General features: G+C 63.3%; 12 protein-coding genes. 1 reads left to right on the top strand and 11 read right to left on the bottom strand.

Translation table 11 applies throughout. The annotated features are described in order from the left end of the window. Window positions 1-491 precede the first annotated feature (491 nt). The 10 genes from RDW26_RS07570 to RDW26_RS07525 form a co-directional block, all read right to left on the bottom strand. A complete protein-coding gene (locus tag RDW26_RS07570; RefSeq protein WP_294396714.1) occupies window positions 492-1,313 on the bottom strand; it encodes a UTP--glucose-1-phosphate uridylyltransferase in 822 nt (273 codons plus the stop codon). Between the two features lie 90 nt (window positions 1,314-1,403). After that, on the bottom strand, window positions 1,404-1,589 hold the full coding sequence (locus tag RDW26_RS07565; protein WP_042435003.1) for a hypothetical protein: 186 nt from the start codon (window positions 1,587-1,589) through the stop codon (window positions 1,404-1,406). Between the two features lie 75 nt (window positions 1,590-1,664). Beyond that, the gene (gene ccsA, locus RDW26_RS07560) at window positions 1,665-2,441 is read right to left on the bottom strand and encodes a cytochrome c biogenesis protein CcsA (protein WP_307983122.1); all 777 of its coding nucleotides are present in this window, start codon (window positions 2,439-2,441) and stop codon (window positions 1,665-1,667) included. A gap of 36 nt (window positions 2,442-2,477) precedes the next feature. Continuing rightward, window positions 2,478-3,236 carry a heme exporter protein CcmB gene (locus RDW26_RS07555; protein WP_307983121.1) on the bottom strand — a complete coding sequence of 253 codons (759 nt, stop codon included), beginning with the start codon at window positions 3,234-3,236 and terminating at the stop codon, window positions 2,478-2,480. Further along, the gene (locus RDW26_RS07550; RefSeq protein ID WP_307983120.1) at window positions 3,237-3,956 is read right to left on the bottom strand and encodes an ABC transporter ATP-binding protein; all 720 of its coding nucleotides are present in this window, start codon (window positions 3,954-3,956) and stop codon (window positions 3,237-3,239) included. Window positions 3,957-4,057: 101 nt separating this feature from the next. Further along, window positions 4,058-6,262, bottom strand: coding sequence for a cytochrome c biogenesis protein CcsA (locus RDW26_RS07545; protein ID WP_307983119.1), 2,205 nt, complete (start codon window positions 6,260-6,262; stop codon window positions 4,058-4,060). Between the two features lie 15 nt (window positions 6,263-6,277). Beyond that, complete coding sequence (locus RDW26_RS07540; protein ID WP_307983118.1) at window positions 6,278-6,943, bottom strand: cytochrome c maturation protein CcmE; 666 nt, start codon at window positions 6,941-6,943, stop codon at window positions 6,278-6,280. A gap of 290 nt (window positions 6,944-7,233) precedes the next feature. Beyond that, complete coding sequence (locus RDW26_RS07535) at window positions 7,234-8,133, bottom strand: LysR family transcriptional regulator (protein ID WP_307983117.1); 900 nt, start codon at window positions 8,131-8,133, stop codon at window positions 7,234-7,236. 209 nt (window positions 8,134-8,342) lie between these two features. Further along, on the bottom strand, window positions 8,343-9,236 hold the full coding sequence (locus RDW26_RS07530; protein ID WP_303861584.1) for a DegV family protein: 894 nt from the start codon (window positions 9,234-9,236) through the stop codon (window positions 8,343-8,345). 155 nt (window positions 9,237-9,391) lie between these two features. Then, on the bottom strand, window positions 9,392-10,741 hold the full coding sequence (locus tag RDW26_RS07525; protein ID WP_374110314.1) for a M18 family aminopeptidase: 1,350 nt from the start codon (window positions 10,739-10,741) through the stop codon (window positions 9,392-9,394). A gap of 144 nt (window positions 10,742-10,885) precedes the next feature. Between RDW26_RS07525 and crcB the strand changes: the two genes are divergently transcribed. Next, window positions 10,886-11,272, top strand: coding sequence for a fluoride efflux transporter CrcB (gene crcB / locus RDW26_RS07520; RefSeq protein ID WP_307983115.1), 387 nt, complete (start codon window positions 10,886-10,888; stop codon window positions 11,270-11,272). Between the two features lie 263 nt (window positions 11,273-11,535). Here the strand turns inward: crcB and RDW26_RS07515 are convergent, their stop codons facing one another. Next, window positions 11,536-12,015, bottom strand: coding sequence for a universal stress protein (locus tag RDW26_RS07515; RefSeq protein ID WP_118350270.1), 480 nt, complete (start codon window positions 12,013-12,015; stop codon window positions 11,536-11,538). Between the last annotated feature and the right edge of the window lie 259 nt (window positions 12,016-12,274).

The following is a 12,274-nucleotide window of genomic DNA, read 5'->3' as shown; positions in this document are numbered from 1 at the left end:
CGAGCCCCGCCTCCTACCATCGGATAAGACCATCACGCCCTGTTGTTCACCAACTTGTAACGAGTCCGTCGGTTGTTTCACAAAATGCGCAAGCCGCTGCCATAACGCCTTCAATGTCGATGGCTATACTGCGTATCAGCGAACGGAAAGGTTCCCCTCCTTCCTCCGTCGCACTGCTTTCTCCTTAAAAGCAGTTAATCGGTGCCCACGAACCGGCACCGTATATCCCCTCCTTATGGCCCTGGCAGGTTCCCCTTCCTGCCAGGGCCGCTCCTTTTTCCGAACAGGGGACGGAGGTGTGTTCACGCGATAAGCTCGCTCCTTTCGCCGAGCGATCATCCACGACCACCGCCGGCTCTCCCAAGCCGAATGGCGGCTATCGCCTTCCACAACCGCCCCTTTCCCATTAGCCGAACCGCCCCCCTGACAACGAAAAAGCCGCCCGGTGCATTACCGAGCGGCCCAGCCGTCGCAGGTTTTCGCCGAAGACCTTAGGCCTTCTTGCCGTATTTGCGCTCGAACAGGATGTTGTTCGTCTCCAGCCAGCTCTCCACGGTGCCGGTGTCGAAACCGTCCTGCGGATCGATGACGAGCGCGTACATCTCCTCCTCCTTGAGCACCGCGTCCAGCGCGTCGGTCAGTTGGATCTCGCCGCCGACGGTGGGCTTGGCCTCGGCCAGAAGCTCCATCACGCGCGCGGACAGCAGGTAGCGGCCGAACACGGCCAGATTGGAGGGCGCATCCTCGAGCGCGGGCTTCTCCACCAGGCTGTCGATCTTCCACACGTCGTCGGAGATGGCAGAGCCGGCGATGACGCCGAAGCGGTTGACCTGGTCATCGGGCACGGGCATGACGGCGATGACCGAGGCGCCGTTGTGCTCGTCGGAGACCTTCTGCATGGCGGGCAGCATGTTGTTGTCGGGGACCAGGACATCGCCCAGCAGCACGTAGAACGGCTCGTCGCCCGTCTTCTCGGCGGCGCAGTGCACGGCGTGGCCCAGGCCCAGCGGCTCGTCCTGGTACACGTAGCTGACGTTGAGGTTACCGGCATGCTCCACGGCATCGGCGTACTTGTCCTTGCCGCGCTCACGCAGCATGGACACCAGCTCGGGGTTCGGCGAGAAGTGCTCCTCGATGGACTTCTTCTCGCGGCTGTTCACGATGACCACCTCGTCGGCGGCCGATGCCAGGCCCTCTTCCACGATGTACTGGATGACGGGACGATCCACGACGAGAAGCATTTCCTTGGGCTGGGCCTTCGTGGCCGGCAGGAAGCGCGAGCCGAGGCCGGCGGCGGGGATGATAGCCTTCATATAAGGTTTACCTTTCTTCGGGGGAATAGACGCGAAGCGCCGCGAGACGCGGCGCTTCGTCGATTCGCTTCGGCAATTGTAGCACGCAGGCTATTCGGCCTTCAGTTCCGCCACAGCCTCTTCAAGCACGGCGATCTGCTTCTCGGTCTTCTTCAAGCCGCTGATGGAAACGAACACATAGATGAGCAGCACGGCCCACATAAGCGCGTAGGCCGCGATGATGAACGGCATGGACGGGATGACGGTGCTGTAGATGTCGGCAAGAACGGGATTCATGGGATGCTCCTTCGATCAAGCGCCCTTGAGGCGCGAACGTTTGCTAACGGGTAACGGGGCTCGCCCGGCTTTCGCCTAGCGCTGCTCCTCCAAAACCTCCACCTCGTCTTTGAGGGCTTGCAGGCGTTCCTGCAGGCGAACCTGGCGGAAGCGGAAACGGTACAGCGCAAATCCGACGAGCATAAGGCCCGCCAAGCACACGGCCACGGTCATGCCCATATCGCCGGACATGCCGCCCTCGCGCAGCACCACGGGGTGCACGCCCGAGGGGATGAGGCGCGTGATCATGAAGCAGATGGGCACGTCCACCATGGCGATGACAGCGATGACAGCGGCGTACACGCCGCGGCGCTCAGGCTCGTCGATGGCGTTGCGCAGCACGAAGTACGCGATAACGATGAGCATAAGGATGAGGTAGGTGGTCAGGCGCGGCTCCCACGTCCACCACACGCCCCATTCGAAACGCTCCCACAGATCGCCCGTGATCATGGTGCAGATGACGAACACGAGCGAGATCTCCATGCACACCTTCGCGCACGTGTCGAAGCGTTGGTTTTTGGTGGCCAGGAAGCGCACGGAGTAATAGCATGCGAACGCCAGCGCGCAGAACGACACCAGGGCCACCGGCATATGGAAGTAGAAGATCTTCTGGGACAGCAGCAGCTTGTTGGCCACCATCTGCCCGCCGATCAGCTCCACGCCGTCGACGGCGGCGCCGTTGACGGGCCCGGCGTACAGAAACGCCATGAGAAAGCCCAGCGTGGAGAGCACGATGCCCGCCAGCAGCGCCCACGGCGCCACCTTGTCGGGCCACTGCCCCGCCTCGGGCAGCTTCACCGGTTTGTTCGTCATTGGTTTCCTTTCCTTATGAAGATCGCAGGTTGAAAGCTATGCGGAGATAACGAAATCGTACAGAACCCAGCTGACCAGCAGCATGATGACGTCGTAGCCGCCGGCAAGCGCCATCGACTGCGTGAACACGTCGAGATACCCCTCGGCGCCCACCACCACGGCGGTGGTTGCCGACGCGCATGCGTAAAGCAGCGGGAAGATCAGCGGCACGAACAGCACGGCGAGCATGACGTCCTTGCCGCGCGTGTTCACGGTGATGGTGGACAGCAGCGTGCCGATGCCCGCCACGCCTATGGTGCCCACCGCAAGCGGCACCGCCATGAGCATGAAATCGGGACCGGGCTGGGCGGTGGTCAGGAAGAAGAACCAGAACAACGGCACGGCGATCACCTCGACCACCAGCAAGAACAGCAGGTTCGAGGTTGCCTTCGCCAGAAAGATCACGCTACGATCCATGGGCACGAGCAGAATACCCTCCATGCAACCCTGCTCCTTCTCGTGGTTGAACGAGCGGTTCAAACCCAACAGCGACGTGAACACGATGAGCGCCCACAGAAGCCCGCCGGAAAGCTGCAGCACATCGGTCGCCTGCGCCGTCTGCCCGAGCGCCGCGCCGTACACGATAAGCACGAGCAGCGCGTAGATGCCCATGGACGTGAGCATCTCCTTGGTGCGGAACTCCTGCTGCAGGTCTTTCGCCAGCAGGGTTTTATACTGGGCGAACGTGCTGGGCATGCTCAGGGCCACCCGACCGGCGCGCGCCCGATCGGCGCTCGCGCTTTGCTTGCGCACCATTTACGACACCCCCATTCCCACCGTGGAGCGATACAGCTCGGAGAACTCGTCGAAATCAAGCCGATCCTTCGCCCCGAACGTCACCACGCGCCCGCGCGCCAGCACCAGCGCATGCGTGCACATGTCGAAGCCCTTGCGCAGGTCATGGCTCACCATGACGAACGTGCGACCCTCGCGCTGCTTCTCGATCAGCTGATCGAAAATGTCCACGGCGTGCGGATCAAGGCCGGAATACGGCTCGTCCAAAAACACCACGTCGGGGTCATGGATAAGGGCACGGGCGATGGATAGGCGCTGCGTCATGCCGCGCGAAAACGTGCGCACCACGTCAAGGCGGCGGTGCTTCAGCTCGACGGCCTCGAGCAACTCCATCACGCGCGCCTGCGGATCGGCCAGACCATAGAGCTTCGCATACAAAAGCAGGTTCTGCTCTGCGGCGAGGTCGGGATAGAGCATGGCGTTATGTGAGATAAGCCCGATGCGCCCGCGGGCCGCTTCAGGGTCTTCCCGCAGGTCGATGCCCATAAGGCTTGCCGAGCCGTCGGTCGGGCGCGTCAACGTGGACAGCATGCGCAGCAGCGTGGTCTTGCCGGCGCCGTTGGGGCCGAATATGGAAAGGAACGCCCCCTGCGGAACCTCGATGGACACCTTGTCCACCGCCTTGCGCGTGCCGAACACCTTCGACAGCTTCCTTGTCCTGATGGCAGCCGTTTCCTCCATCGGCCCTCCTTCCCCTGCATCTTGGATGCGTGCGAGCATTCGCACGTCAGTCTAACGCAAATGACGATCGCCGCGCGAGCGGCTGCGCTGGCTTCGGGCGCCTATGCCGCACCCGCCGCCGATTCGCCCGATGCTTCATCGGCGGCTGCGCGCTGCGCGTCGGTGAGCTTGCGGCTGGCGCGCCTGCGACCCGCCGTGGCCACGCACACGCCGACCATAAGCAGCCCGAAGCCCGCCCACACCAGCGAGATGAGCGGATTGACCCGTACATCCATGGAGAACGCGCCGTCGTTGTTCACGCCGCGGTACACCACGAACAGATCCTCGGTGGGCAGCGAAATGACGCTGGCGACCAGCTTCTGCTGCTGGGTCTTCTGCGCCAGCTGCACGCTGGGGCTGACCTGGCCGATGAAGGCGCCGTCCTTGTAGGCGTCGTAGTTCACGGTATACATGATGACATCGCCGCTGTTCACCTCGGTCACGGAATTCGATACGTACTCAAGCGTGTAGTCCTTGATCTGGAAGGTCTCGGAAGCGGTGTCGGTGGCCTCGTCATATCCGATGTAGGCGACCTTCTCCGTCACATACATCGACGAGCCGATCAAGCCGACCAGGATGACGGCCATGGCCGCGTGCGACAGGAAGCCGCCGAAGCTTGCAGGGCGATTGCGCAGGCAGCCGCCGAAGGCCGCCACGGCGCCGCAGCTATGCGACTCCTTGTACGAGCGCACGATGCGGCCCAACATGAACAGCGAGTTGAACAGCAGCATGCTCGCCACGAAGAAGCCCACGAGCGCCAGGCCGTTGTAGTACCAAGCAGGGCCATCGCTTGCCAGCTCCTCGGCGGCGGTGCCGCCCGCCGCGATGATGGCATTGTAGCTCGGCACCAGATACGTGGCCCAGTACACCGCAAGCACCGCGAACAGGACCAGCGCGCAGACGGCGGGGATGCGCGCCTGCTTCAGGAACTTCGAGCGCAGCGTCTTGCCCCAGGCCAGCAGCGGGCACACCGCAAGGATGGCCAGGTACGCCACGCCCAGCGGACGGGCGATGGCGTTGAACGTGCCCGAGGACACGGTCTGACCGCCGAACGGCAGGAACTCAGGCAGCGCCGAGGACACGGTCAGGTACGCCAGCAACGTGGCGAACACCACCATGATGACGTTGTTGAAATAATAGGCGCCTTCCTTGGACAGCAGGTTCTCCACCTCGTCGGAGCCGTCGGCGGCAGGGCCGAAGCTCTTCCAGCGAACGACCAGGCCCACAACGCCGGCCAACAGCGCCACGACGATCAACGCGCCGAACAGCACAAGCGACACCGGATCGCCCTCGAAGGCGTGCACGGACTGCACCAGGCCCGAACGGGAGATGAACGTGCCCACGATGACGAACGCGAACGTGATGCAAGCGCACATGACGCTCCAGCGCTTGAACGCGCCGCGCTGGCGGTACACGGTGAAGCTATGGATGAGCGCCACGCCCACCAGCCACGACAGCAGGCTGGCGTTTTCCACGGCGTCCCAGCCCCAATAGCCGCCCCAGCCGAGCACCACGTAGGCCCACACGGCGCCAAGGCCGATGCCGATTCCCAGGAACAGCCAGGAGAACAGGGCGTAACGCTGGCTGCGCACCACCCATTCCCTGGACGGATCGTTCACGATGAGCGCGGCGATGGCGTAGGCGAACGGGATGGTCAGGCCCGCATAGCCCACGAACAAGGTGGGCGGATGGATGGCCATGGCCCAATGCTCCAGAAGCGAGTTCATGCCCAGCATGCTTGCCGCGTTGGTCAGCGAGCCGTCGGCGTTGTAGTACTTCTGAGGCGTGACCGTGAACGGCATGTTGCTCTCGCTGAACAGCAGCACGCCCACAAACGCCGCCAGCACCAGCTGCGACACCATAAGCGCCATGGAATCCAGCTTGCGCGGGCTTTTGAGATCGCGAATGGCCACCACGGAGTTGAACACGCTGATAAGCCATGCCCAGAACAGCAGCGAGCCCTCACGACCGGCCCACAGGCCGGACAGCTTGAACAGCCAGCCGAGCGTGCCTTCGGCGTTGCTGTGCTGCTTGAGCACGTACTCGATGGAATAATCGCCCGCGAAGAAGCAGTACACCAGGATGCCGCAGCATACGGTGAGCGCCACCGTGGTCAGGATGGAGGCGATATGCCCGCCCCATGTCAGGGTCTCGCCAAGCGAGCTTTCCCCTTTGCGCCCCAAGATCGCGCCCGCAAGCAGGCACAGCACCGATACGGCCACGCCGGCGAACGCCACCAGCAGGCCCATAAGGCCGATAGTCGACATACGTGAAACCTCTCCCTAGCCTTCGAGCGCCACATCGGTGGCCGTGAACTTGCCCTCGGCGGACAGGCTGCCGGTGACCACGAGCGAGCTGCCTTCCGCGACCTCGTCGGACAGCGCGCCGTCGAACGCGACGGGCAGCGTCTTGCCGGAATCGGGATCTGCCAGCACGAAGCGATCGCCCGCGCCGGCGGCCTTCAGGGAGCCCGCTTGCACGGTGCCGGACACCTTCACCGGCTTGTCGACGACCTGGTCGCCGTACTCGAGCAGACGTGAGACGCTCAACGCGCTCAAGGCGTTCTCGTACTTCGAGGGGCACTTCGTCACCAGTTCGGTGGCATGCAGCACGCCGTCATCGGCGATCTTGCCCGTGCAGATGGCGGTCACGTCGTTGCCGAACGTGGCCGACACGCCCCCTTCGTAGCGCACCTCAAGCTGATCGCCGGGGTTTCCGTCCTTGTCGTAGATGGCGAACGTGAGCACGTTGTCGCTGGTGGCGTAGGAGTTCTCCACCACGTTGCCCGTCACTTGGATCTTCTGGTCTGCATATTTACCCGCAACGGCGTCGGCAACGGTGGCGGACTTCGCAGCACCGGAGCCGCCGACAACGGCCAAGATCACGACCAGCACGATGACGATGATGCCGGTTACCGCCATCATGCGACGCTTCGTCTTCGTATTCACAGGCCCTCCCTTTTTCCTTAAGCGTTTATCCCTTGCTTTCTAACGGTAACCATATCGAAAACAACGGGGGTATTCCATCACCCAGATAGTGTAATTTGCTCGTTAAACCGCCCTATTTACCCGGGGAAGAGGCCATTTCGACCGTTTGCCGACACAATAGCCAATGAGGAAGGGGGACGCCGCAACCAAGGTAACCGCCTTGCCGGCGCCCGTCCGCCCCGCGGCCATACGCCTCCAAGACGCGAAAACCCGGGGCGAGCGCACCTGATCGGCGCGCCCGCCCCGGGCCGTTACCTCGAATCGCGCAAGCATTCCGCCAAAGCGCCCATCCGCGCAGCGTCCGCTTCCTGTCGCCATGCAAGGTGCGCGGGCAGCTCCATGCCCTCCCCTTCCACGAACGGCACCGCCTCCACATCCGGGAACTGCTCGGGATAGCGGCCATCGCACACCACGAGCACCACCCCTCCATCTTCGTGGAGAAAACCATGATGCCGCGCCGCCGACATCTCCAGCGACGCCATGCGCGGACGCACCCCGTGCCGGGAAAGAAGCTCAAGCGCTGTCGCCTTAAGAAAGCTGGAATCATACGGCTCGGCAAGCAGGGTGCCTTCCAAGTCGGCAAGGGCAAGTGACTTGCGTGAGGCAAGCGCATGCCCGCGCGACACCAACAGGCGCAGCTCGACCGCACCCACGCGCTCCGACACAAGCCCCTCGGCCCCCGGGCGTCCCGCCACCACCGCCGCGTCCACCGCACCGGATTCCAGCTCCGACAAGCACGAACCGCTGGAAAGGAAGGACACGTCGAGCGCGATATGCGGGCAGCGGCGCCGGAAACCGCGGAAATCGCGCTCGGCCATCACACTGCCACGCAAAGGGGAGCTGGCCACCGCAACACGCAACCGAGAAGTCCCCGCCGCGCCCGACAGGCCGCCGTCGCCGCAGATGCGCCGGATATCGTCTACTCCCTCGAGGACCTCGGAGGCGCGATGGAGCACCTGCGCGCCGCGGGCGGTGGGGCGCAGACGGCGCCCTGTCGGCTCGAACAGCACGATGTTGAGCTTGTGCTCCATGTCATGGACGGATTTCGAAACGGTTTGCGGGGAAACGTACAGCTCCTGCGCAGCGGCGCTGTAGGAACCCGCACGCGCCGATCTTACGAAACGATCAAGCTGCTCGATGCTCGGACTCATTGCAACCCCCTCGACAACATACGGAATATCGCGGGTAATACCACTAAAACTGCAGGTCATACGCGTATGGAAGTATATGCTACCAAAACGGCCGCAAAAAAGGTTTCGGCTATCGCCGATCGCATTCCGCTCCCGGCCGCGGATAAAAAAGCCCCGGCATCGTAACCGCTCGGTTACGATGCCGGGGCAAAATGCCTGACGGCGGTGCGCTACTGCTTGGCGAAAAACGCCAACGCCACGGCGCCCGGCCCCACATGCGTGCCGATGGTGCCGCCCACGGTGGAATAGCCGACGCTTTCCACGTGGCCTTCCCACAACTCGCGGCTATCCTCGATGTACTTGCGCACCAGATCATCGCCCAAGCCGGTATAGCCCAGGAAGAACGGCATGTCGAAGTCGATGCCGCCGGCCTCCTTCACCTGCTGGATGAGCAGGTTGTTGCCCTTCTTCGAACCGCGCGCCTTGCCAAGCACGGCGACGGCGCCGTCTTGGATGGCGACCACGGGCTTGATGGACAGCACGCCGCCGGCGAATGCCGCCGTTTTGGAGATGCGTCCACCCTTTTGCAGGTACTCCAACGTATCAAGCAGCGCGACCAAGCGGATGCGGCCCTTCGCATCGTCGAGCTCGGAGACGATCTGAGCCGCCGACATGCCCTGCTTCGCCAAGCGCACCGCAAACGCCACGAGCGCCTTCTGCCCGATGGTCACATTCGTGGAGTCCACCACGTGCACGCGACCTCCCCACGCCTGCGCCGCGGCGAGCGCGCTCTCGTGCGTGCCCGACAGCTTCGCCGACAACGTGATGACCACCGCCTCGTCCGAGCCGCCGGCGTCGGGCGCGCCGAGCACGCCCTCAATCGTCTGCGAGAACGTGAACGGCGACACCTGGCTGGTGCGCGGAAGCTCATCGGACTCCACCAGCTTCTCGTAAAACCGGTCATGTGACAGGTCCACGCCATCCAAATACTCCTTATCGCCGAACGCGATGGAAAGCGGCACGACGGCGCTTACACCATCGAGTTCACCTTGTACCAGGTCAGAGGCCGAATCGGTGATGATATGAACACAAGGCGCATCGGCGCCGACAGATTGCTGCTGCAAAATACTCCTATCGTTTTGCGAATCGCATCATTGCACGCGAGCTCGTCTTGCCTACGCGCAACACCCCATATTGCAGCATTATGTCCATTAACGCAATCGTCACCTTACAATCGGCATTCTTGCAACCCGCCGATCCGGCCGCGTATCCAACACCCCTATGGTCGCAGCGCCGCGAAATCGGCGTCCTCGATGTGCATGTCCGCGTTGTAGAACGCCTCCAGCGCAGCCGTTCCCAAGGCGACGTCGGCGACGCCGGCCGTCTCATAACTGGAATGCATGGCCAGCTGAGGCAGGCCCACATCGACGGCATGCACGCTCACCTGCATATTCGACAGGTTCCCCAGCGTCGACCCGCCCGGCATGTCGCTTCTGTTCGCAAAGCGCTGCAAGGGCACGCCCGCATTCTGGCATATCGCGCAGAACACCGCACGACTAAAGGCATCGGTGCAGTACTTCTGGTTCGCCGCCTCCTTCACCGCAAGACCGCGATTGAGCATGACGCGGTTGCCCTCGTCGTAGAACTCAGGGTGGTTCGGGTGGACGGCATGGGCGTTGTCGCAGCTTACCAGCATGCTCTTCGCCAGCGCGCACCGCAGCTGCTCGGACGTGAACCCGAGCCCGGCGTTCACACGCTCAAGGCAATCGCGCAAAAGCGTCGACATGGCGCCCTGCTTGGTGTTCGAGCCCACTTCCTCGTTATCGAAGCAGCAGAACACCGAGACGGCATCGTCGTTGTCCGCAACAAGGAACGCGGCAAGCGAGATGTAGGCGCACCCCAGGTCATCCAAACGCGGAGCGCTTATGAACTCGTTGCCCCAACCCCACACGGAAGGCTGTTGGCGATTCACCAGGAACAGGTCGCGCGCCAGCACCTGCTCGGGCGCGACGCCCGCCTCTTGGGCGATGAGCTTGTCGAAGGACCCAGGCTGAAGCGCCCCTGCCGACATGACCGGGCACAGATCGACGGCGCGGTTCGGGGAGAAACGGGAATTCGCCTCGCGATCAAGGTGGATGGGCACGCGAGGGATGATAAGCAGATCGGCATCGGGCGCAATCAGGCGGCTTTCCACGCGGTTACCCAAACGCACCAGCACGCGGCCGGCAACGGACAAGGGCCTGTCGAACCAGGTGTGATCCATCACGCCGCCGTATGCTTCCACGTTCAGACGCAAATAGCCCGCCGAACCGGAAAGCTCGGGAGCCGCCTTTACCTTGTACGTCGGGGAATCGGAATGCGACGCCGTAAGCTGAAAGCGATACGCGTCAAGCTTCGCACCGACCTTGAACGCGATGATGCTCGAGTTGTTGCGCACGGTGTAGTAGCGCCCACCGCGCCGAACCTCCCACGGCTTGCTTTCGGGCAGGTAGGCGAAGCCGGCCTCATCCAAACGCCGCCGCACGGCCGCCGCCGTATGGAACATGCTCGGGCACTCCTGCACGAACGCCGCCATATCATGCGCCGCACGCACATCTGCCAGGGCGATGCTCGCCTCCGCCGATTCCATCTGCGTCGAAGCCGGGTCCTTATCCATCATCTCATCCGCCATGGTCAGCTCCTTTCGTTCCCGTCCAGTCTAGCAACCAACGCACGCGGCAACGGGTTGCACTACAATACGAACCCGAAGAACACGCATTGGAAAGGATGTGCCATGATCGCGGCATTATGCGTTGGAGCAGGCGGTTTTTGCGGAGCCATCGCACGCTATCTGCTTGGACTACTCCCCTATCAGGGGCAATTCCCGCTCATCACCTTCATCATCAACTTCACGGGAGCCGTGGTCATCGGCGCCGTGGTGGAAGCGGCCAGCGTCCGCCCCGGCATGCTGCCCGCAAACGCCGTGCTGTTCCTGAAAACCGGCCTGTGCGGCGGCTTCACCACGTTCAGCACCTTCTCATTTGAAACGCTCGGGTTGCTCGAGCGCGGCGAATACGCCATAGGCGGCGCCTATGCGCTCGGCAGCTTGGCGGCCTGCGTGCTGGGCGTCGTCGCCGGCAAGATGCTGGTGCGCTGGGCGCTGGGGGCGCAAGCGGCTTAGCGGCAACGGCAGCGCCCGCTTACGGCAAGGCAGGCGCGCGGCCGCACAACGCCCCGTCTCCGCAATGCCCCGAAACGCGACGCCCTGTCTCCGCAACACCCCGGCACCCGACGCGGTTCAGCAATGCTTTATCGCCATAATGTCGGACGCGCCCGATTCGAAGGCAGGCGTTTCGAGCCCTGTCATACGCCCCGAAACGCGAAAAAGCCGCCCGCAACGGCAAGCGTTGCAGACGGCTTATCGGCCAAAACAACAGGCGAAGGCTACTTCACCGTAAGCACCGGCACATCGGTGGCGCGCAGCACGCCGAAGCTGACGCTGCCCAGCATGCCGCGGATGGCGCCCAGGCCGCGACGGCCCATGACGATGAGATCGCAATCATGCTCCTCAGCGTAGCGCGACAGCGCATCTGCCGGAGAAGCGCCGGCGACGGCCTCCACCTGGGCACGGTCGCCCAGATCGGCCAGAGCATCGCCCAGATCCTCGGCAACGCGCTTCTGCGCCTCGTCGAGCACGCGCTTGACCACGCCCTGATACTCTTCGTAATCCAGCATGCCGTAGGGCACGCCGTCAAGCGCGCCATCGGTTCCCATGCGGTCCACGCCCATGTAGCTGGACGGCACCGCATGCACCACGGACAGCTTGGCGTCGGCATCGCCGGCAACCAGGTCCTTGGCGTAGTTCAGAGCGTTCTTCGCGTGATCGGACCCATCGTAGGGGACCATGACATGACGGAACATCATAACGGGCTCCTTCCCTCAAAAGCACCCGGCGGCACCCCGCCGCGCAGGCTTGAAACCGGCGGACGATCGCCGGATGCGCAAGGCTTGCCCCTTGGCGCCTTGCTTTCGGACCCAACCGTTACGTTGCCGTCGTTCAAGCAGGTAACGCACCGTGTTGAACCTGCTCATGATTATACTCCATGCAGCGCGCGACGGGCCGCTGACCCGCAATCGGAACCCCGTCGCAAGGCAAGGCGAACCGCTGAACGGGGCCGAACGC

This window comes from uncultured Senegalimassilia sp., assembly GCF_902464545.1.
In the GTDB taxonomy this organism is placed as follows: domain Bacteria; phylum Actinomycetota; class Coriobacteriia; order Coriobacteriales; family Eggerthellaceae; genus Senegalimassilia.
The sequence above is the reverse complement of the archived record's forward strand: the minus strand, read 5'-3'. Positions and strand labels throughout refer to the sequence as shown.